The sequence below is a fragment of the Roseiarcus sp. genome (genome assembly GCF_052145395.1).
Taxonomy (GTDB): domain Bacteria; phylum Pseudomonadota; class Alphaproteobacteria; order Rhizobiales; family Beijerinckiaceae; genus Roseiarcus.
Map to the genome: position 1 here is coordinate 1 of NZ_JBKQOT010000069.1, position 24416 is coordinate 24416.

Annotated in this window: 21 protein-coding genes; 15 read left to right on the top strand and 6 right to left on the bottom strand. The window is 67.1% G+C overall.

All coding sequences use genetic code 11. From position 1 onward, the window contains the following. The first annotated feature begins 297 nt into the window (after positions 1-297). Positions 298-1080: a hypothetical protein gene (locus ACLP25_RS02365; RefSeq protein WP_442467637.1), complete on the top strand. Its 783-nt coding sequence runs from the start codon at positions 298-300 to the stop codon at positions 1078-1080. Between the two features lie 54 nt (positions 1081-1134). On the opposite strand, the gene ACLP25_RS02370 is transcribed toward ACLP25_RS02365, so the two are convergent. Both ACLP25_RS02370 and ACLP25_RS02375 read right to left on the bottom strand, forming a co-directional pair. Then, positions 1135-2232: a patatin-like phospholipase family protein gene (locus ACLP25_RS02370; RefSeq protein ID WP_442467638.1), complete on the bottom strand. Its 1098-nt coding sequence runs from the start codon at positions 2230-2232 to the stop codon at positions 1135-1137. After that, entirely contained in the window at positions 2229-3014 is a 786-nt protein-coding gene (locus tag ACLP25_RS02375; protein WP_442467639.1) for a 3-hydroxybutyrate dehydrogenase, read from the bottom strand. Before ACLP25_RS02375 ends, ACLP25_RS02370 begins: the two co-directional genes overlap by 4 nt. 187 nt (positions 3015-3201) lie before the next feature. Here ACLP25_RS02375 and ispG point away from each other — a divergent pair, with 187 nt between their 5' ends. From ispG to ACLP25_RS02400, 5 genes are all read left to right on the top strand, one after another. Next, positions 3202-4476, top strand: coding sequence for a flavodoxin-dependent (E)-4-hydroxy-3-methylbut-2-enyl-diphosphate synthase (gene ispG / locus ACLP25_RS02380; protein WP_442467640.1), 1275 nt, complete (start codon positions 3202-3204; stop codon positions 4474-4476). Between the two features lie 5 nt (positions 4477-4481). After that, positions 4482-5120, top strand: coding sequence for an FMN-binding negative transcriptional regulator (locus ACLP25_RS02385; protein ID WP_442467641.1), 639 nt, complete (start codon positions 4482-4484; stop codon positions 5118-5120). A gap of 95 nt (positions 5121-5215) precedes the next feature. After that, positions 5216-5656 carry an organic hydroperoxide resistance protein gene (locus ACLP25_RS02390; protein ID WP_442467642.1) on the top strand — a complete coding sequence of 147 codons (441 nt, stop codon included), beginning with the start codon at positions 5216-5218 and terminating at the stop codon, positions 5654-5656. A gap of 545 nt (positions 5657-6201) precedes the next feature. Further along, positions 6202-8376, top strand: a complete 2175-nt coding sequence (locus ACLP25_RS02395) for a peptidase domain-containing ABC transporter (protein ID WP_442467643.1) — start codon at positions 6202-6204, stop codon at positions 8374-8376. After that, entirely contained in the window at positions 8373-9866 is a 1494-nt protein-coding gene (locus ACLP25_RS02400; RefSeq protein WP_442467644.1) for an HlyD family type I secretion periplasmic adaptor subunit, read from the top strand. The genes ACLP25_RS02395 and ACLP25_RS02400 overlap by 4 nt, the downstream gene beginning before the upstream one ends. 228 nt (positions 9867-10094) lie before the next feature. Here ACLP25_RS02400 and ACLP25_RS02405 read toward each other — a convergent pair whose 3' ends face one another. Next, positions 10095-10571, bottom strand: coding sequence for a MarR family winged helix-turn-helix transcriptional regulator (locus ACLP25_RS02405; RefSeq protein WP_442467645.1), 477 nt, complete (start codon positions 10569-10571; stop codon positions 10095-10097). A gap of 131 nt (positions 10572-10702) precedes the next feature. Here ACLP25_RS02405 and ACLP25_RS02410 point away from each other — a divergent pair, with 131 nt between their 5' ends. Next, the gene (locus ACLP25_RS02410) at positions 10703-12331 is read left to right on the top strand and encodes a long-chain-fatty-acid--CoA ligase (protein WP_442467646.1); all 1629 of its coding nucleotides are present in this window, start codon (positions 10703-10705) and stop codon (positions 12329-12331) included. A 9-nt stretch (positions 12332-12340) separates the two neighbouring features. After that, positions 12341-12751 carry a hypothetical protein gene (locus tag ACLP25_RS02415; protein WP_442467647.1) on the top strand — a complete coding sequence of 137 codons (411 nt, stop codon included), beginning with the start codon at positions 12341-12343 and terminating at the stop codon, positions 12749-12751. An 8-nt stretch (positions 12752-12759) separates the two neighbouring features. Here ACLP25_RS02415 and ACLP25_RS02420 read toward each other — a convergent pair whose 3' ends face one another. After that, a complete protein-coding gene (locus ACLP25_RS02420; RefSeq protein WP_442467648.1) occupies positions 12760-13332 on the bottom strand; it encodes a hypothetical protein in 573 nt (190 codons plus the stop codon). Between the two features lie 214 nt (positions 13333-13546). Here ACLP25_RS02420 and rimP point away from each other — a divergent pair, with 214 nt between their 5' ends. The 7 genes from rimP to truB all read left to right on the top strand — a co-directional run bounded on the left by rimP (position 13547) and on the right by truB (position 21302). Continuing rightward, on the top strand, positions 13547-14263 hold the full coding sequence (rimP, locus tag ACLP25_RS02425) for a ribosome maturation factor RimP (RefSeq protein WP_442467649.1): 717 nt from the start codon (positions 13547-13549) through the stop codon (positions 14261-14263). After that, the gene (gene nusA, locus ACLP25_RS02430) at positions 14253-15845 is read left to right on the top strand and encodes a transcription termination factor NusA (RefSeq protein ID WP_442467650.1); all 1593 of its coding nucleotides are present in this window, start codon (positions 14253-14255) and stop codon (positions 15843-15845) included. The genes rimP and nusA overlap by 11 nt, the downstream gene beginning before the upstream one ends. 23 nt (positions 15846-15868) lie before the next feature. Further along, a complete protein-coding gene (locus tag ACLP25_RS02435; protein ID WP_442467651.1) occupies positions 15869-16582 on the top strand; it encodes an RNA-binding protein in 714 nt (237 codons plus the stop codon). 8 nt (positions 16583-16590) lie between these two features. After that, a complete protein-coding gene (gene infB / locus ACLP25_RS02440; RefSeq protein ID WP_442467652.1) occupies positions 16591-19245 on the top strand; it encodes a translation initiation factor IF-2 in 2655 nt (884 codons plus the stop codon). A 25-nt stretch (positions 19246-19270) separates the two neighbouring features. Continuing rightward, complete coding sequence (locus ACLP25_RS02445) at positions 19271-19837, top strand: Uma2 family endonuclease (RefSeq protein ID WP_442467653.1); 567 nt, start codon at positions 19271-19273, stop codon at positions 19835-19837. An 80-nt stretch (positions 19838-19917) separates the two neighbouring features. After that, positions 19918-20337 (top strand): 30S ribosome-binding factor RbfA, encoded by a 420-nt coding sequence (rbfA, locus tag ACLP25_RS02450; protein WP_442467654.1) that lies wholly within the window; start codon positions 19918-19920, stop codon positions 20335-20337. Continuing rightward, positions 20334-21302: a tRNA pseudouridine(55) synthase TruB gene (gene truB / locus ACLP25_RS02455; protein ID WP_442467655.1), complete on the top strand. Its 969-nt coding sequence runs from the start codon at positions 20334-20336 to the stop codon at positions 21300-21302. Before rbfA ends, truB begins: the two co-directional genes overlap by 4 nt. 2 nt (positions 21303-21304) lie before the next feature. On the opposite strand, the gene ACLP25_RS02460 is transcribed toward truB, so the two are convergent. After that, positions 21305-22960: a hypothetical protein gene (locus ACLP25_RS02460; RefSeq protein WP_442467656.1), complete on the bottom strand. Its 1656-nt coding sequence runs from the start codon at positions 22958-22960 to the stop codon at positions 21305-21307. Positions 22961-22990: 30 nt separating this feature from the next. Further along, a complete protein-coding gene (locus ACLP25_RS02465) occupies positions 22991-24286 on the bottom strand; it encodes an adenylosuccinate synthase (protein ID WP_442467657.1) in 1296 nt (431 codons plus the stop codon). Between the last annotated feature and the right edge of the window lie 130 nt (positions 24287-24416).

The following is a 24416-nucleotide window of genomic DNA, read 5'->3' on the forward strand; positions in this document are numbered from 1 at the left end:
ACGATCTTCACCAGGTCGGCCCGATCCGCTGCGCTGAGGAAATTGCGATTCGTCTTCACCAGGCGACTGGAATCGATCCCGCTGATTCGGTCAAACGATTTTCGGAAGGGCGCGGAATCCCGCTATAGCGGCCGCGCCGCGTCAGGACTGCCCAGAAGACGCTTCCTGTCGTCGCGCCGTTCCCTCTTGCCCCAAAGCCAAGTCCCCGGCATCATCACCTCGAAGATAGGTTCATCCGGATACAGTCGCCCAACCGGCGCTCCAGCCTTCATCGCCGCCTTCGAGGGGTCAAGGACCATGAGCCTTAAGGACACCATCCTGAACTTGGCGCCGACGAGCTATTGGCCGCTCGACGATGCCGCCGGCTCGTCCTGTCACGACGAAATGGGCCTTCACGACGCAACGGTTCCGGCAGCGGGAGTCGCGCTCGCCGTCCTTCCCTTCGGTTCCTCGCAGGCCCCCTATTTCGACGGAGCGTTGGGGAGCGTTTTGACCATTGACGACGATCTCAAATATTCGCAACCCTCCGCCAACGCGCTGACCCTCGCCGTGTGGCTTTGTCCGCTTGCGCTCGACAACGCGAACACCGCCGGTTCGGTCGACCAGTACGTTCATTTCATCGAGAAAGCCGTAGGACCTTCGACCGATGTGGAGTGGGCCCTCCGATTCTACAATCAGACCAACCCCAACCGACATTCGCGCCGTTCCTTCTATACCTTCAACTTGAGCGGCGGCGAGGGAAACGGCTCCTACATGGAATACGGCGTCTCCAAAAATGACGAGACGCCGGTTGAACTCGGAAAATGGCTGTTCGTGGTGGGCCAGGCCGAACCCTGGATTTCGCCGGGCGACACCTCCACCGGCTGTATCTTGTGGAAGCAGTCCGTCGAGGCGCAGCGCTCGAACGGCGACAAATACGGCGACTTCAACGTTCAGCCTCAGCACGGACCCGGCCCCATCACGGTCGGAGGGACTGATGAGCTGAGACCACGGGCTTCAAGGGCGCGATCGCTCATTTCGCCATCTGGAATCGGCTGCTGTCGGCCGACGAGATCGCTTCGATGGGAACTGCCGGCGTGAGCGATCTCAGCGGTTCGGCGATGTATCACAGCTACCCGTAATGCGAGCCAACGCCTAGAGTTTCGCCGCCGCCGCGCCGTCGACCGGCAGTTTCGCCGGCTCGCGCTTCAGCGTCTCGTCGATGTCGAGCGTGCTCTCGACCCCGATCGAATCGTAGTGCGCCTCGAGCCAGGCTCTTGCGTCCGCCCGGCCGAGGTCGCGCAGCCGCAGGAGAAACGGCCACGATACGTCGAACTTGGTCGAGGCGGGGAAGCGCTCGAGCTTGCCCGCGCCGCCGATGCGGTGCAGCCGCTCGAGCCGATAGCTCTGGCTCTGAAGGACTCCCGAGCGGATCAGGCGGGCGACGAAGTCGGCGGCGCGCAATTCGCCGAGAAGGCTGGCGTTGAACGTGATCTCGTTCAACCGGTTCATGATGTCCTCGGGCGTCCGCGGGACGTCGGCGCGCTCGATCGGGTTGATCTGGACGATGATCACGTCCCGGCAGGCCGTCTCGTAGAACAGCGGCCAGAGCGGCGGATTGCCGGCGTAGCCTCCGTCCCAGTAGAAGTCGTCGCCGATCCGCACCGCCCGGAAGAGCTGCGGCAGGCAGCCCGAGGCCATGACGTGGTCGGCGGTCAGCACGTCGCGCCGAAAGATCTCGCCGCGACCGGTCTTCACGTTGGTGGCGGCGACGAACAGTTTCGGCGTCTCGTAGGCGCGCAGGCGCCCGAAGTCGACGAGTGCGGCCAGATGGTGGCGCAGCGGATTGAAGTTGAACGGGTTGAGCGCATAGGGGCTGGCGAATTGCGCCATCGCCTCCGCCCAGGCGCCGAGAAACCCTGTTCCCGGCCAGACGACTCCCAACGGCTGGAGCCAGGCGTCGATCAGCTTCCGCTGCGCCGGCGCCAACGAACCCTCCGTCGAGACGGAGAGCCAGAATTTTTCCAGCTTTTCGCGCGCGCCCTTGCGTCCGCCCTCGGCGAGACCGGCCGCGTAGATCACGGCGTTGAACGCGCCGGCGCTCGCGCCGCTGATCGCGCCGATCTCGATCCGGTCGTCCTCGATCAACGCGTCGAGCACGCCCCATGCATAGGCGCCGTGCGACCCCCCGCCCTGAAGGGCGAGGTTGATCGCCTTGCCGTCGTCGCCGTCCCGGCCGGAGGCTCGGCTCACTGCGCCGTCCAGCCGCCGTCGATCGAAATATTGGTTCCGGTGATCTGCGAGGCCGCGTCGGAGCAGAGAAAGATGGCCATCGCGGCGATCTGGTCGACGGTGACGAACTGCTTGGTCGGCTGTCTGTCCAGCATGACCTCGTTGATCACCTGCTCGCGCGTCATGTTGCGCGCCTTCATCGTGTCGGGGATCTGGTTGGCGACCAGCGGCGTCCAGACGTAACCGGGCGAAATGCAGTTGCAGGTCACCCCGAAGGTGGCGAGTTCGAGAGCGACGGTCTTGGTGAGGCCCGCGAGGCCGTGCTTGGCCGAGACATAGGCGGACTTGAACGGCGAGGCGGTGAGCGAGTGGGCGGAGGCGGTGTTGATGATCCGGCCCCATTTCTGCGCCTTCATGCCGGGGACGGCCGCCTTGATGGTGTGAAAGGCGGAGACCAGGTTGATGGCGATGATCGCGTTCCATTTCTCGGCGGGGAAATCCTCGATCGGCGAGACGAACTGGATGCCGGCGTTGTTGACCAGAATGTCGACGGTTCCGAGTTTTTCGGCCGCGTCTTTGACCATCGCCTCGACCTCGGCGCCCTTCGACATGTCGGCGCCGTTGTAGACGCACTTGACCTTGAATTCGCTCTCGATCTTGGCGCGCTCCTCCTCGATCGCCTTCGGATCGCCAAAGCCATTGATCATCACGCTGGCGCCTTCCTGGGCGAGCGCGCGGGCGACGGCGAGGCCGATCCCGCTGGTGGAGCCGGTAACGACGGCATGGTGGTTGGCGAGCGACATGAGGCGGTCCTCCAAAAATCACCGCCACGCGACCCACGCCTGGCGGACGCTGTTTGCGTAAAAAGGTCATATTGCATTGCGATGAAGCTTTCGAGAGGGCGAAGCGTCGCGGATGACAATTCCGCCGTCGCGACCTAGAACCCGACGATCAGCCGCGGCGCGGACGGCGCCGCCAAGGGACGTCTCGATGAATGCTTTACCGGCCGGGCCGGCGTTCGGCCCGAGCGCGCGCCGAGCGACCGTCGCCGTTACGATCGGCGAGGGGTCGTCGGCCGTCACCGTCGGCGGCGGCGCTCCCGTCGTCGTCCAGTCGATGACCAATACCGACACCGCCGATGTCGAGGCGACGGCGCGCCAGATCGCGGCGCTCGCCCGCGCCGGTTCGGAGCTCGTGCGCCTGACCGTCGACCGGGACGAGGCCGCCGCCGCCGTGCCGCGCATCCGCGACCGGCTCGCAGCGATGGACGTCTCGGTCCCGCTGATCGGCGATTTTCATTACATCGGCCACAAGCTGCTCTCCGACCATCCAGCCTGCGCCGAGGCGCTCGACAAGTACCGCATCAACCCGGGCAATGTCGGCTTCAAGAATAAGCGCGACCTGCAGTTCGCCCAGATCGTCGAAATCGCCATCCGCAACCGCAAGACGGTGCGAATCGGCGCCAACTGGGGTTCGCTCGACCAGGAATTGCTGACGCATCTCATGGACGAAAACGCCGCGAGCGCCGCGTCCCTCGATACACGTGCGGTGACCCGCGAGGCGATGGTCCGCTCCGCGCTCCTTTCCGCCGAGCGCGCCGAGGCGATCGGCCTGCCGCGCTCGCGTATCATTTTGTCGGCCAAGGTTTCGGCGGTGCAGGATCTGATTACGGTCTATCGCATCCTGGCCCGGCGTTGCGACTACGCGCTTCACCTCGGCCTCACCGAGGCCGGCATCGGCTCCAAGGGGATCGTCGCGTCCTCCGCGGCCCTCGGCGTGCTGCTGCAGGAGGGCATTGGCGACACCATTCGCATTTCGCTAACCCCCGAGCCCGGGGGCGACCGCACGCAGGAGGTCCGGGTCGCCCGGGAGCTTCTTCAGACCATGGGGTTCCGCATCTTTGTCCCGCAGGTCGCCGCCTGCCCGGGATGCGGACGGACGACCTCTACGGTATTCCAGGAGCTCGCGCGCGACATTGAGGCCCACCTGTCGGCTTCGATGCCGGAGTGGCGCGCCCGCTATCCGGGCGTCGAGCGCCTCAACGTCGCCGTGATGGGTTGCATCGTCAATGGTCCCGGCGAAAGCAAGCACGCCGACATCGGCATTTCGCTGCCCGGTACCGGCGAGACGCCGGCCGCCCCGGTGTTCGTCGACGGCGTCAAGACCGTGACGCTCAGGGGCCCTCGCATCGCCGAGGAGTTCAAGGCCCTGGTTGAGGCCTATGTCGCGAGGCGTTTCGGCGGCGTCGAACAGGCGACGGAGTAAGTCCTTTGTACGAGCCGCCGCTCCACCGTGAAGACGATCTCACCAAACAACATGCGCTGATTGAGGCGCGCCCTCTCGGCCTCATGATCAGCAATGGGCCGAAGGGACTTATCGCCAACGCCGTTCCGTTTCTTCTCGACCGCGCGGCTTCCAGGCTCGGCACGCTGCGGGCGCATGTGGCGCGCGCGAATTCGCAATGGCGCGAGCTCGCCGCGAGCCCCGAAGCGCTCGTCGTGTTCCAGGGCGCGGATCATTACATTTCGCCATCGTGGTACGCGACCAAACAGGAGACCCACAAGGTCGTGCCGACCTGGAACTACGTCATGGTCCAGGCGCGCGGGGCGGCCCGGGCGATAGAGGACGACGGCTGGCTAGAGCGCCAAATCGCTGCGCTGACGGCTAGGCAGGAGGCGTTTCGGGCGGAACCTTGGGCCGTCTCCGACGCCCCGGCCGATTTCATTGCGCTCCAGCGTAGGGCGGTCGTGGGGATCGAGATCGAGATCGCCGACATCCGCGGCAAATGGAAGACGAGCCAGAATCGCAGCGCCGCCGATCGCGATGGCGTCGTGGCCGCCCTCGAGGCGCTCGGCGGCGACGAGGCGGCCGCGATGGCGACGGCGGTGCGGAAGACCGGAAAGAGCTGATCGTCATCCGCAACGCCCGGCCCGGGCGGCGACCGAGTTTCGGCGTCGATCGCCGAAAGCATGCCGGTCCGGCATGCCGCTGAGGAGGACAACACATGACGGACGCCATCAAGCCGCTGTTTACCGCCCACGCCACGGCGACGGGCGGCCGCAACGGGCACACCCGCGCCGACGACGGCTCGGTCGAGGTCAATCTCTCGGTCCCGAAGGAGATGGGCGGTCCGGGAAAGCCGGGAACCGCTACTCCCGAGCATCTGTTTGCGGCGGGCTACGCCGCCTGCTTCGGCGGCGCGCTCGACTTCGTGGCCAAGCAGCACAAGAAGGATGCGGCCGGCGCGACGATCAAATGCGCAGTGTCGATCGGACCGCGCGAAAAGGGCGGCTTCGGCCTCGCGGTCGCGCTCGACGTCACCGACACGAGCCTGCCGCGGGCCGAGCTTCAGGCGCTCGCCGAGGAAGCGCACGAGAAGATCTGTCCGTATAGCCACGCCACGCGCGGCAATGTCGAGGTAAAGGTGACCGTGCACGGAAGCTGAGGCGTTACCTAATCTTGAAAAAAGGGCCGCCTCGACGATGGAATCCGCGTGGCAAAGCGTCGCACGCGCAACCAGATGGGGCGGCTTTCCGGTCTTCGATGTCGTCAGGCGAGCCCTACAACATCTGTAGCGGGTGTTTTAGCGACGGCCGATCACTCCCGGCCAACCCGAACTATTCGTCGCGCCGACTCCCAATATTGTGCAAAACGGAATGGTACTGGCGCGACTCTGATCAAGAACGCCGCGTCCTGACGTTTCGGCGCCACTCAAGTGATCTTTCTTTGGGTATTGCAGGTTGAAGTAGGTTGCGGGCATGTGAGGCCGGCGCACATGAGGATTGTTAGCCGCGCTCTTCTGGTACTCGGGCTCGATTTAGCTTAAAGCAATATTCCGATAATTCTGTTGTACTATGGCTCTTGATTTTGCGAGCGGTCTCGCGGCATATTCAAGTTGCTTGCGCGAGGCGGGGGCGGATCGCGCAAGCCCACTAAACTATGCGCGCGCTCTCGCGGGGGCGGTGCGTCTTCGCGAGAAAGTCCTGGCTGATGGAGCAGCATCCCCCCTCGTCCGCCGAGGCCAAGCCGCTTGACGCCGGTCTGCGCGCCCTGAGCGGAATTGCCGCCTATTACAGAAACAGAATAGGCGCCGATCCGTTGCAGCTTCGGCGTGAACTTGCCCTCGGTGACCGCGCCTCCGATGAGTTCGACCTCATTCGGGCCGCGCAAATGATCGGCCTGAAGGCCAGGCTGGTGACCGGCGCTGACCAACGGCGAATTGGAAAAGTCCCCACGCCCGCGATCGTCAGGCTGAGCAACGGGGCGATCTACGTGTTCGGCGGGCGAGGGCCTTCCGGGCTGTGCCGGCTGGTCGACCCGATCAGCCACGCTGCAACCGATCTCACGCTCGAGGACCTGACGCGGGAGACGGACGGTCGCGTGCTCCTGATCGCGCGCCGCGTCGGAGGCGCAGGCGTCAATCCGAGGCTGTTCGGTCTGCGTTGGTTCTTGCCGACGCTGTGGCGCTACCGCAAGCCGCTCGGGCATGTGCTCGCGGCGTCGCTGTTCGTTCAGATCTTCGCGCTGACGACGCCGCTCATCTTCCAGGTGATTGTCGACAAGGTTCTGACCCACCGCGGATACGAGACGCTGTTCGTCATGATCGCGGGCCTCGTCGTGGTCGGGCTGTTCGACGCGGCGCTGCAATATCTGCGAGCCTATGCGCTTTCGCACACCACCAACCGGATCGACGTCGAACTCGGGCAGCGTCTGTTCGGGCATCTCCTGCGCCTGCCGATGAGCTATTTCGAGACCCGCTCCGCCGGCCAGACCGTCGCCCGGGTTCGCGAACTCGAGACGATCCGCTCCTTCCTGACCGGACAGGGGCTGTTCTCGGCGATTGATCTCGTCTTCACCTTTGTCTTCATCGCGGTGATGTTCGCCTATTCCGTCCCGCTGACCCTGATCACGTTGATCGCCCTCCCCGTCTACATCCTCATCGGCTTTGGGGTGCGGCCCGCGCTGCGGGACCTCATCAACGAGAAGTTCAATCGCGGCGCGGCGAGCCAGCAGTTCCTGGTCGAGACGATCGTCGGGGTCGGGACGATCAAGTCCGCGGCCGTCGAGCCGATCATGCGGGCTCAATGGGAGGAGAAGCTCGCCGCCTACGTCAAGACGAGCTTCGCCGCCACGATGCTCGGAACCGGAGGCCAGCTCGGCATTCAATACGTCAGCAAGCTGACGACCGCCGCCATCCTGCTGTTCGGGGCCAAGGCTGTGATCGACGGCGAGCTCAGCGTCGGCGCCCTCGTCGCCTTCAACATGATCGCCTCGCAGGCGGTGCAGCCGATCTTGCGGCTGTCGCAGATCTGGCAGGACTTCCAGCAGGTGCAGATCTCGGTCGAGCGGCTCGGCGACATTCTCAACGCGCCGCCCGAGCCGGCGCCGCTGATGCGGCTCGCGCCGCCGACCCCGCGCGGCGCGATCGAATTCCGCAACGTCAGCTTCCAGTATCGGCCGGGCGGCGCGCAGATCCTCAAGAACGTTGCGCTCAAGATCGCGCCCGGCGAGACGATCGGGGTCGTCGGCCCGTCCGGCTCTGGCAAGTCGACGCTGACCAAGCTCGTGCAGCGCCTCTATTTACCGACCGAGGGGCAGGTGTTCCTCGACGGGGCCGACCTGAGCCAGGTCGACCCGGCGTGGCTGCGCAGCCACATCGGGGTCGTGCTGCAGGAGAATCTGCTGTTCAACCGCACAATCCATGAAAACATCGCTTTCGCCGATCCCGCCATGCCGAGGGCGAGGGTGATCGAGATCGCCCACTTCGCCGGCGCCGACGAATTCATCGACAAGCTCCCCGAGGGCTACGACACGATGGTCGAGGAGCGCGGCGCGAACCTTTCGGGCGGACAGCGCCAGCGCATCGCCGTCGCCCGCGCCCTGGCGACGAATCCGCGCATCCTGATCCTGGACGAGGCGACGTCGGCGCTAGACTACGAGAGCGAACGCATTATCCAGCGCAACATGCGCCGCATCGTCAAGGACCGCACGGTGATCATCGTCGCCCATCGGCTCGCCGCCGTACGGGGGTGCGACCGCATCATCGGCATGTCGGAAGGACGGATCGTCGAGGTCGGCTCGCACGACGAGTTGATCCGCCGCCCGGGCGGACTCTACGCCTATCTATGGGGTCTCCAGACGAGCCCAGTGGAGGTCGCAGCATGAATGACGTCGCACGTTCGATCGCCCCGGCCGGGCCCGTCGCGACGCCGACGCAACGGCCTCAGACGGGACGCGCGCTCTCGCTCCGCGACACGTGGCGCGGCGCGGAGTCCGATCGGGAATTTCTGGCGCCTGTTCTGGAGATCCTCGAAACCCCCGCTTCGCCGGTGCGCGTGGCCTTCCTGTGGACCATTTGCGCGCTTGTGGTCGTCGGTCTCGCCATGGCTTATTTCGGGCGTATCGACATTGTCGCCGCAGCTCAGGGCAAATTTCAGCCGACCGGCCGCGTCAAGGTGATCGAACCGGTCGAGACGGGGAGGGTCTCCGCCATTCATGTCGCCAACGATGGCTTGGTGAAGCCCGGCGACATTCTGATCGAGCTCGACCCGTCCGCCGCTGAGGCCGACATGAGGGCGGCCGAGGCCCAACTCCTTTCGGCCGACGCCGAGAGCCTGCGCCGCCGCGAGGCGATCGCGGCGGCGCACGCTCGCTCGCTGTCGCCGCCTCCGGCGATCGTCTGGCCGGAAGGCGTCAGCCCGAGCCTCCGCGCGCGCGAAGAGCGCGTGCTGGCGGCGGACCTGGGCCAGCTCGCAGCGGTGATCGCCTCGTCCGAGGCCCAGAAAATCCAGAAGGTCGCCGAGCGCGACATGCTGAAGCAGACCATTGCGACGCAACAGAACCTCGTTGCAACGCTGCAGGAGCGCGTCGACATGCGCACCAAGCTTGTCCTGTCCCCCAAGTCGGCCGTCATCGACGCGACCGAGACCCTGCAATACCAGCAGACTCAGCTGGCCATGCAGCAGGCTCAGCTCGCATCGGCGACGACCGGGATAGACGTGATCGCGCGCGACTCCGAGAAGACGCTGCAGTCGTTCGTCTCCGATCAGGCGGAGAAGCTCGACGCTGCGGAACGGCAGGCCGAAGAATACCGCCAAAGCCTCGCCAAAGCTCAGGCTATGGTCGACCACCTGACGCTCAAGTCGCCAATCGCCGGCCGCGTCCAGTCTTCGATCATCACAAATGTCGGCCAGGTGGTGACGAGCGGGCAGGAGATCATGCGCATCGTGCCGCAGGACTCGCATCTGGAGATCGAGGCCTACGTGCAGAACCGGGACATCGGCTTCGTGCATCTCGGCCAGGACGCGGTGGTGAAGGTCGAATCCTTCCCGTTCACCCGCTACGGATCTGTCAACGCCCACGTCACGCGCATCGCCCAGGACGCGATTCCTTCGCCTGACGCGAGCGCCATCGAGGGCGACCCGGCCCGCGCCTCCAACGCCTCCGGCTTTGCCGGAGGCGAGCGGACGCAGAACCTCGTGTTCGCCGTCGAACTTCAGCCGGACGCCTCGACGATCCTGATCGACGGGGTCGAACGTCCGCTGACCTCCGGCATGGCGGCGACGGTCGAGATCAAGACCGGGTCGCGCCGCCTTATGGAATATCTGTTCTCGCCCCTGGTGGAGGTCGCTTCGCGCGCCATGCGGGAACGGTAGCCCAGACTGCCGTTCCGTCGAATCGCGTCTCAGTGAAGCGGGTGTTGGACTGCGTCGCCGCGCTCCTTTGGGCGTCCGTCATAACACCCGTTTTCCGGCGCACTATAAAGCGCGGCTACGGTTGCGTCGACCGAACGCGATCTGCCCTCTTGGCTTCGTTACCGCGACCCCGGGGGCAGGAACGCCCGGGCTTTCGGCGGCGGGCGCCTCGCACGGGAGAGCCGTGCGCTACCCCCGGGCGGCACGCGCCTCCTGCGGCGCCTCCTGCTCGCGCATGAGGTCGCGCAGCCGCAGAAGCTGCGCCTCCAGCGCGTCAAGCTCCCTTTCCTCTAGCCGTCCGAGGGTCGACGCAAGCCACTTGTGCTGGACGGCGATCGCCTTGTCGGCCATCGTCCGTCCTGCGTCGGTAAGGTGAATCGAATATTGGCGACGGTCGGAGGCGAGCAACCGGCGCTCGACAAATCCCGCCGCCTCCAGCCTGTCGAGCAGTCCGGAGATGTTGCCCTTTGTCACATAGAGGCGCTTGGCGAGCTCCTGCTGATTGACGCCCTCCTGCTCGCTCAGGGTGGTCAGCACGTCGCACTGCGGAATCGACACCCCGATCATCCGCAGCCGGTCGCTGACCGCGGCCTGCATGCGCGCCTCCAGGCGGATCAGGCGCAGCCAGACGCGCATAGCGCGTTCCGGATTCGTGCGGTTCTGCATCGGCGTCCTTCCTCGTGGGCGTTTCCCGCGGCGCAAATCCGCTGGCGTTTTTCGCCCGTCACAGTATAGACATGAACAATCCGAGCGTCGCGATCAAGCCGCCGCGCTCTTTGAGATCGGGAGGATGAGACATGTTTGGGCGGATGCAGGAATGGCCGTTGTTGATGCACAAGATCATCGACTTCGCGGCGATCCAGTTTCCCAAGCAGGAAGTGGCCTCGCGGATGGTCGAGGGGCCGATGCACCGGACGAATTACGCCGAGATTCGCGAGCGCGCCCTGAAAGTGGCCAAGCGGCTCGAGCGTGACGGGATCAAGCTCGGCGACCGCGTGGCGACGCTCGCCTGGAACGGCTTCCGCCACCTGGAGGCGTGGTACGGCATCACCGGCCTCGGCGCGATCTATCATACCGTCAATCCGCGACTGTTCCCCGAACAGATCGCCTGGATCATCAACCACGCCGAGGACCGGATCGTCATGACCGATTTGACCTTCGTGCCGCTGCTCGAGGCGATCGCCGGCCATCTGCCGACGGTCGAGCGCTACATCATCCTGACGGATGCGGCCCACATGCCGGAGACCAAGCTCAAAAACGCCGTCCCTTATGAGGATTGGCTCGCCGAGGCGGACAGCGACTTCCGCTGGAAGGAGTTCGACGAGCGCACGGCCGCCGGCCTCTGCTACACCTCCGGCACCACCGGCAACCCCAAGGGCGTGCTCTACTCGCATCGCTCCAACGTCCTCCACTCGATGATGGCGACCGGGCCCGAGGTTCTCACGCTCAACGCTTACGATTCGGTCCTGCCGGTCGTGCCGATGTTCCACGCCAATTCCTGGGGGCTCGCATTCTCCTGCCTGATGCGCGGGGCGCGCATTGTTATGCCGGGCGCGAAGCTCGACGGCGCCTCGGTCTACGACATCCTCGAGACGGAGAAGGTGACGATGACCGCGGCGGTGCCGACGGTCTGGCTTGGGCTGCTGCAGTACCTGCGCAAGGAGGGCAAGAGGCTTTCCACGCTCAAGTTCGTCGGCATCGGCGGATCGGCCTGCCCGCCGGACATGATCCGCGCCTTCGAGGACGACTACGGCATCGAGGTGCGCCACGCGTGGGGCATGACGGAGATGAGCCCGATCGGCTCGGCCGGCGCCATCAAACCGAGCCAGGTCGGGCTCTCGCATCGGGAGAAGCTCGACATCCAGGCCAAGCAGGGTTGGGCGCCGTTCGGAGTCGAGATGAAGATCGTCGACGACGAAAACAAGGAACTGCCCTGGGACGGCAAGCGGTTCGGCCGTCTGAAGGTGCGCGGCTTCGCGGTCGCCGAGACCTATTTCCGCGACGAGGGCGGCAAGATCCTCGACGACAACGGCTTCTTCGACACCGGCGACGTCGCCACGATCGACCCGAACGGCTTCATGCAGATCACCGACCGGGCCAAGGACGTCATCAAGTCGGGCGGCGAATGGATCTCGACCATCGACATCGAGAATTTCGCAGTCGGCCATCCGGATGTCGCCGAAGCCGCGGTCATCGGCGTCCATCACTCCAAGTGGGACGAGCGGCCTCTGCTCGTCGTCGTGCCGAAGGAGGGCCACGAGCCCAAGACGGAAGAGGTTCTCGCCTACCTAAAACCCAAGATCGCCAAGTGGTGGATGCCCGACGACATGCAGGTCGTTCACGAGATTCCGCACACGGCGACGGGCAAGATCAACAAGCTGAAGCTGCGCGAAACCTTCAAGGGCTACAAGCTGCCGTCCGAGTGAGCCGATCCAATGGACCGGGCCGTCCGCAGGCTGCGGATCGCCTACTGGGTCGGCGCGATCGTTGACGCCGCGGCGGGCGCGCAGATGCTGTCGCCGCGGCTGATCGCCGCCATGATGGGACTTCAGGATTTCCGCCCCGGTCCGGACTTCGCCTACGCCATGGGCATGGGCGCCGCGCTGATGTTCGGATGGACCGCGCTGCTTCTCTGGGCCGATCGAGCCCCCATCGAGCGGCGCGACGTGCTGGTCCTGACCGTTATTCCCGTCATCGCCGGCCTCGTCCTCAATGAAATCGCCGCAGTCCGCTCAGGCTTCCTGTCGCTCCTCGCGGTTCAGCCGATCTGGGTCCTGCAGCTCGCCCTCGCCCTTCTTTTCTTGACCGCTTGGCGACGCGCGAACCGGGCGGCGTCCAATGCTTGACCGCGGGCTCAGGCGGCGCCTTTTCGCGTGCGGGCGAGGATGGCGTCGGCGAGCGGGGGGAGGCTCGAGTCGTTGGCCGCGCGCTCCGCGTCCGCGACGAATTTCGCCATCTGCTGATAGCAGGGGCTGCCCGGGCCGTGCTTCTCGCTCAAGCGCTCGAGAAGCTCGCCGGCGGTGCGATAGAAGTAACCGTCGACGAAGGTCGTCTTTTCGCCCCGCCGCGTGAAGGCGAAGGCGTAGAGCGCCTCTGACGGCTCGAACGGTGAAATGGCGATGACGCTGTCGTCGGGGCCGCGGCCCTCGACCCCGCCGAAGTCCGGCGGCGTCACGTCGGCCGCCTCGGCCATCGCGCGCAGAAGCGAACTCGCCGAATGGCCATTGAGCTCGATGCGAGCGCTCGGCTCCGACAGGCGCGCGACTTCGTTGGCGGCCGTCCGCATCACCATCTGGCGCTTCGCCGGATCGCCCTGGAGCGCGGCGATCTCCTCCGGCACGAGCGACCAGAACCGCTTCTTGTCCAGTGAGCGCGACACGTCGCGGAGCTCTTTGGCAAAGTGATCGGTCTCGGTTCTGTCGGACATGGGTCGCTGCTCCTTAAGCTTTTGCACGCGCCCCGCGTCTGAGCCGTTTCCCCGCGGCGCCGGCGCTTTGTCTGACAGTTTCTCCTTGCGCCAGCCGGGAGCTTGTACTATATAGCGCTTAACAACGTCTCATAGCCTTCCATCAGATTGATGGAAGGAGTGTTTGAGAGTGGGCCCCGGCAGGGACCCGCTCTTTTTTATTGCCGCGAGGCCCATGGTCGAGTCGCCGTCTCTCCAAGCCGCGAGCGTCCCGGAAGCGCTCGACGAGCCGCGCCTCATCGAGGACGCGGGTCCCGCCATGCGCATCGGGCGGATCGCCGCCCCGGTGCTGCGCGATCTCGGCCTGAGACTCGTGCGGGTGAAAATCTCCGCGTCCGCCGGCGCGACCGTGCAGGTCATGGTCGAACGGCCGGACGGGACGATGACGATCGACGATTGCCAGCGCGCGAGCGAAGCGCTTTCGCCGGTGTTCGACGCCGAAGACATTATGACGCAGGCCTACCGGCTCGAACTGTCCTCGCCCGGCATTGACCGTCCGCTCGTGCGCCGCACGGATTTCGAGCGCGCCACCGGCCACGAGGCGAAAATCGAGATGGCGGCGCCGGTCGACGGCCGCAAGCGCTTCCGCGGCCGGATCAAGTCGGTTGCCGCCGGCCCGGACGGCCCGGCGGTCCGTCTTGTCGTCGTCGCCGACGACGGGAGCGAGACGGCCTTCGACCTTCCCGTCGCCGCGATGGGAGACGCACGGCTCGTCCTGACGGACCACCTGATCCGGGCGGCGCTCCGTCGGGAGAAAGCTGCGCTGAAGGAAGCCAGGCGCCGACCGGGCCCGGCGCACAAACCGAAGGCGAACGTGCAACGCAGAACCGCGACCCGCGGCGCGGCCGAAACTCCGCTCGGGCCTGACGAAGGAGACAACAATGGCCGTTAGCGCCAATCGACTCGAACTCTTGCAGATCGTCGACGCCGTCGCGCGCGAGAAGTCCATCGACCGTTCGATTGTGCTCGCCTCGATGGAGGACGCGATGCAGAAGGCCGCGCGCTCGCGCTACGGCCAGGAGACCGATGTCCACGCCGAGATCAACCCGAAGACCGGTGAAATCCGCTTCACGCGGCACCTGCTGGTGGTCGACCAGGTCGAGAACGACGCGATCGAGATTTCGCTCGCCGACGCCCAGAAGAAGAACCCTTCGGCTCAGATCGGCGACATGATCTCCGAGTCGCTGCCGCCGTTCGACTACGGGCGCCTTCCCGCCCAGGCCTCGAAGCAGGTGCTGGTGCAGAAGATCCGCGAGGCCGAGCGCGACAAGCAGTACGAAGTGTTCAAGGACCGGATCGGCGAGATCATCAACGGCCAGGTCAAGCGTGTCGAGTACGGCAACGTGGTCGTCGACCTCGGCGGCGCCGGAGGGGAAGCCGTGGTGCGTCGCGACGAACTGATTCCGCGCGAGATGTTCCGGCCAGGCGACCGCGTCCGCGCCTATGTCTACGACGTTCGGCGCGAGGCCCGCGGCCCACAGATCTTTCTCTCCCGCACGCATCCGCAATTCACCGCCAAGCTCTTCGCCCAGGAAGTGCCGGAGATCTACGACGGCATCGTCGAGGTGAGGGCGGTCGCCCGCGACCCCGGCTCGCGCGCCAAGATCGCAGTGACGTCAAACGATTCCTCGATCGACCCGGTCGGCGCCTGCGTCGGCATGCGCGGCTCGCGCGTGCAGGCCGTGGTCAACGAGCTTCAGGGCGAGAAGATCGACATCATCCCGTGGTCGCCCGACGCCGCAACGTTCATTGTCAACGCGCTGCAGCCGGCCGAGGTGATGAAAGTGGTGCTCGACGAGGACTCGACCCGGATCGAGGTCGTCGTCCCCGACGATCAGCTGTCGCTGGCGATCGGGCGGCGAGGCCAGAACGTCCGCCTCGCTTCGCAGCTCACCGGCTGGGACATCGACATCTTGACCGAAGCCGAGGAGTCGGAACGCCGCCAGAAGGAATTCGCCGAGCGCACGAGCCAGTTCATGGACGCGCTTGACGTCGACGAGACGGTCGCGCAGCTCCTGGCTTCCGAAGGCTTCCGCACCGTCGACGAAATTGCCTATGTCGAGCCGCGCGAACTCGCTACGATCGAGGGCTTCGACGAAGAAACGGCGGCCGAGATTCAGACCCGCGCGCTCAATCACCTCGCGGCGATCGAGGCCGAGCTCGACGAAAAACGAAAGGCGCTAGGCGTGGCAGACGAACTGAAAGAGGTCGAGGGCCTGACGACGGCGATGCTGGTCAGGCTCGGCGAGAACGGCGTCAAGACGCTTGAGGACCTCGCTGATTGCGCCAGCGACGATCTCGTCGGCTGGTCCGAAGGCGATTCGAACAAGGCGGGCTATCTCAGCGGCTTTGACGTCACCCGCGCGCAGGCCGACGCCATGATCCTGGACGCGCGCGTGCGCGCCGGCTGGATCGAGGCGCCCGCGCCTGCACCGGAACGCGAGGCCGACGGCGAAGAGGGCGAGGCCGCCTGATCGGCGCTAGCGGGAACGACGGATTGCCAACGATCGCTCGGAACGATGACGGCGGGTCGGAGCGGACCTGCATCGCTACGGGAGCCAAGGGGCCGCCCGAGGCGATGCTGCGCTTTGCGCTCTCCCCGGACGGTCTGGTCGTGCCCGATATCCGCCACAAGCTGCCCGGCCGCGGGGTATGGACCAGTCTCAGCGCCGAGGCGGTGCGCCGCGCGGCGGCCAAGGGCGCGTTCGCTCGCGCCTTCCGCGCCAAGGCCGAGGCGCCCCCCAACCTGGCCGGGGCCGTAGACCAGCTTCTCGAGCGCGACGCCCTGCAGTCGCTGTCGATGGCCAACAAGGCCGGACGCGTGGTCGCGGGGGCGTTCATGGTCGATTCGGCGATAAAGGACGGCGGCGTAGCCGCCCTGATCCAGGCCTCCGACGGAGCCCCGGACGGCGCCGCCAAGCGCGAACAGGCGCTCCGGAGCGGGCTCGGCGAGGCGGCGCGGGCGGTCGCGCGAATCAATCTGTTTTCGTCGAGCCAATTGGGTTTGGCATTGGGGAAGGCAAATGTGATACATGCTGCGGTCAAATCCGGCGCAGCGACATCGGCCTTCCTGGCGCGGGCCGAGCGGCTGCGCCGTTTCCGCGTAAGCGCGGCGGACGCGACACCGAAGACCGGCGGCGGGGAGACCTCGGCCGGGAGCGGGGCGACGCACGGCCGGGCCGACGAATTGGCTGAAGAGCCAACCGATTAGGAATGGGCATGAACGAAACGAGCAATAGCGACAAGCCAACCGGCGCTGCGCCGCCGAAACCGACGCTGCACCTGAAGCGTCCGGTCGAGCAGGGAACCGTGCGCCAGAGCTTTTCGCACGGGCGCAGCAAGGCTGTCGTGGTCGAGAAGGTGAAGCGCCGCGTCCTTGGACCTGGAGAAACCGCGCCGCCATCGCCCGCCCAAGGCGCCGCGCCGGCGTCGAAGCCGGGCGTTTCGCTTGCCCCGGGGAAGGGCGCCCCGGCGCGCTCGAGCGCGCCTCCGCCGCCCAAGACCGGGGTCGTTCTGCCGACGCTCACCGTCGAGCAGCGTGACGCGCGCGCACGGGCGCTGCTCGACGCGCGCGCCCGCGAGGAGGAGGACCGCCGCCGCCAGGAGGCGGAGGCCGAGGTGCGCCGCGAGCGCGAAACCCGTGAACGCGCCGAACGCGAGGCCGCCGAAGCGCGCAAGCGCGAGGAAGAGACCCGCCGCGCCCAGGAGGCCAGTCTCAAGCGCCAGGCCGAGGAAGAGGCTCGCCGTCGTCTCGCAGGCGAGCCCCCCGCTCCGCCGTCGGCGTCCGTGGCGCCGCGCAGGCCGCCGCAGCCCCAGCCTCAGCAGCCCGCCGCCTCGGCGGCGGCGCCGGCTGCTCCACCCGCGGCGCCCAGGGCGACGACTGAAGAGGCGCCGCGCGTCGTCAAGCGCCCGGCCCTCGGCCCGATCCTGCCGCAGAAGGTGATGTTGCCCACACCGCGGCCGACGCGCGGCGCCGAGCAGCGCAACCGCGGCCGCCTGACGGTCGCAACCGCCACCTCGGCCGAGGAGGAGCGCACCCGTTCAGTCGCCTCGTTCCGGCGCCGCACCCAGCGCCTCAAGGGCGGGGGAATGCAGGACCACAAGGAGAAGATCGCGCGTGAGATCGTGCTTCCGGAGGCGATCACCATTCAGGAGCTCGCCGCCCGCATGTCGGAGCGCGCCGTCGACGTGATCAAGCTCTTGATGCGCCAGGGACGCATAGTGACGCTGACCGATGTGCTCGACGCCGACACCGCCGAACTGATCGCCGAGGAAATGGGCCACAAGGTCAAGCGCGTCGCCGATTCCGACGTCGAAGAGGGTCTGTTCGATCGTCCGGACGAGGAGGGCGCGCCGGTTCCGCGCCCGGCGATCGTCACGATCATGGGCCACGTCGACCACGGCAAGACGTCGCTCCTGGACGCCATCCGCCACGCCAACGTGGTGGCGGGCGAAGCCGGCGGCATCACTCAGCACATCGGCGCCTATCAGGTCGTCGCTCCGGGCGGCCAGACGATCACCTTCATCGATACGCCGGGCCATGCGGCCTTCACCGCGATGCGCGCCCGCGGCGCCAAGGTGACGGACATCGTGGTCCTGGTGGTGGCGGCCGACGACGGCGTCATGCCGCAGACGATCGAAGCGATCCGCCACGCCAAGGCGGCCGGCGCTCCGATCATCGTCGCCATCAACAAGATCGACAAGCCGGACGCCAATCCGCAGCGCGTCATGCAGGAGCTCCTGCAGCACGACGTGCAGGTCGAGGCGTTCGGCGGCGAGGCCCTGGCTGTGGAGGTCTCCGCGACCAAGCAGATCAACCTCGATAAGCTGCTCGAGGCGATCGCGCTCCAGGCGGAACTGCTCGATCTGGTCGCCGACCCGGCGCGTGGCGCCGAGGGCACGGTGATCGAGGCGAGACTCGATCGCGGCCGCGGGCCGGTCGCGACCGTCCTCGTCCAGCGCGGAACCCTGAGCGTCGGCGACCTCGTAGTCGCGGGCTCGAGCTGGGGCCGCGTCCGCGCCCTGATCAACGACAAGGGGCAGAACGTCGACGAGGCGCCTCCGTCAATGCCGGTCGAGGTGCTCGGCTTCTCCGGAGCGCCCGAGGCGGGCGACCGCGTCGCCGTGGTCGAGACGGAAGGTCGCGCGCGCGAGATCACTGAGTATCGCGAGCGCATGAAGCGCGACAAGGCGGCCGCGCGCGGCCCGGCGGTGCGCACCTCGCTCTCCGACATGATGAGCAACCTCAAGGCCACGGGGCGCAAGGAGCTGCCGGTCGTCGTCAAGGGTGACGTGCAGGGCTCGGTCGAGGCGATTACCGCGGCCGTCGAGAAGCTTGGCAACGACGAGGTCGTCGCCCGCGTCATCCATGGCGGCGTCGGCGGCGTCACCGAGTCCGACGTCACGCTGGCCGAGGCCTCGAAGGCGGTTATCCTCGGCTTCAACGTGCGCGCCCACAAGGAGGCGCGCGAACTCGCCGAGCAGGCCGGCATCGAGATCCGCTACTACATCATCATCTACAACCTGGTGGACGACGTGAAGGCGGCCCTCTCGGGGATGCTATCGCCGACGCTGCGCGAAACCATGCTCGGCAACGCGCAGATCCTCGAGATTTTTCACATCTCGAAGGTTGGCAACGTTGCGGGTTGCCGGGTCACCGACGGCGTCGTCCAGCGGGGCGCGCATGTCCGCCTTATCCGCGACAATGTTGTCGTCCACGAGGGCAAGCTGTCGACGCTCAAGAGGTTCAAGGACGAAGTCGCCCAGGTCCAGGCGGGCCAGGAATGCGGGATGGCCTTCGAGAACTACCAGGACATGCGCGTCGGCGACGTCATCGAATGCTACAACGTCGAGGAAATCCGCCGCACGCTGTAATGCGTGCGGCCGGGACTTTAAGATCATGAGGGCGAACGTCACGCGCGCCGCCGAGGGTTTCGACCGCCGTTCGTTCACGGTGGCCGAGATTCTGCGCATGCAGGACGCCGGGATCATCTCGGAAGACGAGAATTTCGAGCTGATCGAAGGCGAGATCGTCCCCATGCAGGCCAAGACGCATGTCCACGAACTGATCAAGTCCGCGTTGACCTTGCGCGTCGCTCGCGCCCTGCCGGACAACCTCTGGTTCGGGGTCGAGACGACGATCTATCTCAGCCCAAACACCTTCGTGGAGCCCGATCTCGTCGTCTATCCGAGAGGGCTGAAGCTCGAGGCGGTCAAGGGCGCGGACATCCTGCTTGCGGTCGAGGTCGCGCTGACCAGCCTCGCCTACGATCGCGGGCTCAAGGCGAGCCTCTATGCGCGCCATGGGGTCAACGAGCTGTGGGTCGTCGATGCGGCGCGCCGGATCACCTTCGTCCATAGCGGGCCCGAGGGTGACCAATGGCGATCGATCGTCGAGCGCGCGCCCGACGAGCCGCTGACTTTCGCCGCCTTGCCCGGCTTCTCGGTCCCGCTCTCGACGATCTGACCCCGCGTCCGACTGGCGGTCGGCGCAGTCCGCCGTCGGATTCCCACCCTTGCGAGCGCTGAAGCGCCAGGTTGACTCCGATGTCTCGACTCTCTCCGAAGTCTCATACGCCGACGCATCGCCTCGAACGGGTCGGCGAACTGATCCGCCACGCCATGGCCGAGATCCTCGCCCGTGGCGACGTCGCTGACGCGACGCTCGAGCGCCATCCCGTCACCGTGCATGCGGTGCGCATGTCGCCCGACCTCAAGGTCGCCGCCGTCTCGGTGATGCCGCTCGGCGGCCAGGACGCAGCGGCGACGATCGACGCGCTGAACCGCCACAAGAAGGAGCTGAGGACCCTGATCGCGCACAAGATCCATCTCAAGTTCGCCCCCGACCTTCGTTTCGCGCTCGACTCGAGCTTCGATGCGCAGGCGCGCATCGACGCGCTCCTGAAGTCGCCGGAGGTCGCCCGCGATCTCGAGCCGCGCGGCGGGACGCACGGGGACGAGCCATGATCGACGAAGCGATGAACGAGGCGCGGTCCACGCCGGAACGCGGCGGCCGCGGACGCCGCAAGGCGCCCCAGAAGCGCTCGACCCGGGTCGAGGTCAACGGCTGGATCAACCTCGACAAGCCGGTCGGCGTGTCGTCGACCCAGGCCGTCGGGCGCCTCAAGTACCTGTTCAACGCCAAGAAGGCGGGGCACGCCGGCACGCTCGACCCGCTCGCTTCAGGCGTCCTGCCGGTCGCCTTCGGAGAGGCCACCAAGACCGTTCCGATCGTCCAGGACGGCGCCAAGGCCTACCGGTTCCGGGTGCGCTGGGGCGAGGAGAGCGCGACCGACGACGCCGAGGGCGCGATCGTCGCCCACTCCGACAGGCGTCCGAGCCCGGCGGAGATCGAGGCCGCTCTTCCGCGCTTCACCGGCCTCATCGAGCAGACGCCGCCCACCTTTTCCGCGATCAAGATCGACGGGGCGCGCGCGTATGATCTGGCGCGCGAGGGCGAGACCTTCGCCATCGCCGCCCGTCCGATTCACGTCTATCGTCTGGCGCTCGTCGAGACCGGCGGCGACACCGCCGTGCTCGAGGCGGAATGCGGCAAGGGCGCCTACGTGCGGGCGATCGCGCGCGATCTCGGCCGGGCGCTCGGCTGTTACGGCCACGTGATCGAGCTCAGGCGGACGCGGGTCGGACCGTTCCCGGCCGATGACGCCGTCCCGCTCGACCGCCTTCCCGACGACGCCGAGCTGATGGCCCGAGCCTTGCTGCCGCTGCAGGCGGGCTTGTCCGAACTCGCCGCGCTTCCCGTCGATCGCAATGGAGCGGCGATCCTCAGGCGCGGGCAGCCGTTGCTGGTGCGCGGCGCCGTCGTCCGTGAGGGGCCGGCCTGGGCGTCCTGCTTTGGCGCGCCGGTCGCCTTCGGCATGATCGAGGGCGGCTACTTCGTCTCGACCCGCGTGTTCAACCTGAAGGGGTAGCCCTACTTCCAGGCGTCGAACGCCTTCTCGAGCATCGCCTCGCCTTCGGCCGACTTCTGGAAGACGAGCTTGGCGATGCGGTTGTCATTGAGCAGCAGCGGGAAATCGAACCAGGCCCGGGTCTGCATGAGGTCGAGATTGCGCGCTGCGTCCTGGTCGCCTTTCGCCAGGGCGAACAAGAAGTAGTCGTCGCCGATCTTGACCTTGACGCTGTTGAGCGCCTCGGACGCGGTGGAGTCGAGCTTGCGCATCTGAGGCATGCCGACGTCCTTGAACCCGTTGAAAGGCGCCCCGTCCTGGAAGGTGAACTTCAGGTCGATCGTGTGGGTCGCCTGCAGCGTCGGGTCGGCGTTCTTCCGCAGGATCATCGAGGCGTGCATCTTGAGGTCGGGGATGTCGGCGTCGGCCTCGACCGCGACGCTGGCCGGCTGTCCCTGAGGGGCGGGAATCGTCGACCAGACGGTCGAGCCAAGGTTGACGACCGGCTTCTGCGGATTGTCGGCCGATGCAATCAGCATCGCCGCGCGCGCCGCGCTCGGCAGTTGCGCCTCGCCCTGAGCCTGTTGCGGCGGATTGGCGGACGGCGCGGCCCCTTCGGGCGCCGGCTGCGCCGTCTCCGGCGGAGTCGCGGCTGGGGCGGGGGGCGGCGAGGCGGCGTTGTCCTCCCCCGGCGACGGCTGCGCGCGCTGGGCGAGCTTGGCGGGCGCCTGCGTCGATTCCGGCGCCGGATTGGCCGGCGGATTGATCGCGAGGTCCTGCGGCTTCTGCCGCATCAGGATCGCCGCGACGGCGACCGAAAGCACGATCCCGAGCACGACGGCGAGCGCGGCCCACGGCCACGACCGACGCCTTTCCACCGGGGCCGAAGGCGCGACCGGGCGCAAACCCTCCGCCTCCGGCCGCCCCAAGGCGACTCGCTCGCCGTCGAGCGGGACTTCCGGCGTAACCGCGGGGCCTTCTTCTTCGGCATTGTCCTCCCGGCTGGCGACGATCGGCGGAGCGCCCGAAGCCTCGAGCGGGAGCGTCCGGTCGCTCGGCACGACGGCGGCGAGATTGGCGGGAGCGGCGACGGCGTCGCTCGCCTCCGCCGCGATGACAGGCGGAGCGGCGCCACGGCCGGCGCTCGGCGGCGCGACCTGAATGGGCGGAGGTTTCGGCGCATCGCTGTCGGAGCGGGGCGGAACGGGGGGCCGCGCCGAGACGGCCGGCGCTGACGGGCGAGCGGCGGCCGGCGGCGTGGCTGGTCGGGCGGCGGCGGGGCGGGGTTCTGCAGGCGCCGCCGGCCGGGCAGGCGCAGCAGCGTGTGCGGCGGCGCGAGGCGCCGCGGGCGCCGGTTGAGCCTTCCCCGCAAGCGGCGGCTGGCTTTTCGCCGCAGCGGGCGGGGGCGGCGTCGGCGGCGCGGCTTCCGCGGCGGGTGGGGCGCCAACCGTCTCTGCCGCTTCCGCCGGCGAGAACTTCGCCTCGACCGCCGCGATGGCCCTGTCCAGCGCGGTCTCCTCGCGCGTGATGTCGCTTTCGGGCAGCGGCGGGCGCAGCGACCTCAGCTGCGTCACCAGGGCCTTGCGCGCGCGCTCGTAAATCGCCTGCCGGGCCGCGGCGGGGCTCGAGGGCGGAAGATTGGCGACAGCGCGCGTCAGCAGCGATTGATAGTCAGCCATGCGTGATCCGCTCGATGGGTCCCCGGGCTGTCAATCCTGGAAAGGATCGTGGACGAGAATCGTGTCGTCCCGTTCGGGACTTGTAGACAGGAGCGCGACGGGAACGCCAACCAATTCTTCGATCCGCCGGACGTACTTTATCGCCTGCGCCGGCAGTTCAGCCCACGACCGCGCCTTGCTCGTGACGCCCCTCCACCCCTCGATCGTTTCGTAGACGGGCTCGATCCTGGCCTGCGCGGATTGGGAGGCTGGCAGATAATCGATCTCCCGGCCGTCCAGCCGGTAGCCGGTTGCGACCTTGATCTCCTCGAAGCCGTCCAGGATGTCAAGTTTCGTCAACGCGATGCCGTCGATGCCGCTGGTCCGCGCGGTCTGCCGCGCGAGCACGGCGTCGAACCAGCCGCAGCGGCGCGGCCGCCCGGTGTTGGTGCCGAATTCGGCGCCGCGCTGGCCGATCAGCCGGCCGATGTCGTTGTCCTGCTCGGTCGGGAACGGTCCCGCGCCGACACGGGTGACATAGGCCTTGGCGATGCCGAGCACGTAGCCGATCGCGCCTGGGCCCATGCCGGATCCGGTCGCGGCATTGGCGGCGACCGTATTCGACGAGGTCACGAAGGGATAAGTGCCGTGGTCGACGTCGAGCAGCGCGCCCTGCGCGCCCTCGAACAGGATGCGCTTGCCGGCCCGCCGCTCACGGTCGAGCAGATCGAAGGTTGGCGCCATGAAAGGCAGGATTTTCGGCGCGACGGCTAGGAGCTCGTCGCGAAGGGCTGCGGCGCTCGGCGCGGGCAGCCCGAGGCCGCGACAGAGCGGGTCGTGATGGGCGAGCAGGCGCTCGATCTTGTCGTCGAGCGCGTCCGGTTCGGCGAGGTCCATAAGCCGGATGGCGCGGCGGGCGACCTTGTCCTCGTAGGCCGGGCCGATGCCGCGCTTGGTCGTACCGATCTTGGTGCCGCGAGCAGAGGCCGATTCGCGGTGCGCGTCGAGTTCGCGGTGCAGCGACAGGATCAGCGGGACATTTTCGGCGATCTTGAGATTGCCCGGCGTCACGGTAACGCCCTGGCCGCGGATCTTCTCGATCTCGTCGACGAGGTGATACGGGTCGAGGACCACGCCGTTGCCGATGATCGACAGCTTGCCCGGGCGGACGATGCCGGAAGGCAGGAGCGCGAGCTTGAACACCTTGCCGTCGATCACCAGCGTATGGCCGGCGTTGTGGCCCCCCTGGAAGCGGACGACCACGTCTGCGCCGATCGACAGCCAGTCCACGATCTTACCTTTGCCTTCGTCGCCCCACTGGGCGCCGACCACCACGACATTGGCCACCGTCGTTTGCCCTCCGTCCTTGCTTGAAAAGCAGGAAACCCCGGCGCCAAACAATATGCTGATGCCGGGGCTTATTGCGGAAATGGCCTAGACGATCGGGATAGCGGAGTAAAGCCGCGCTATCGCCGCA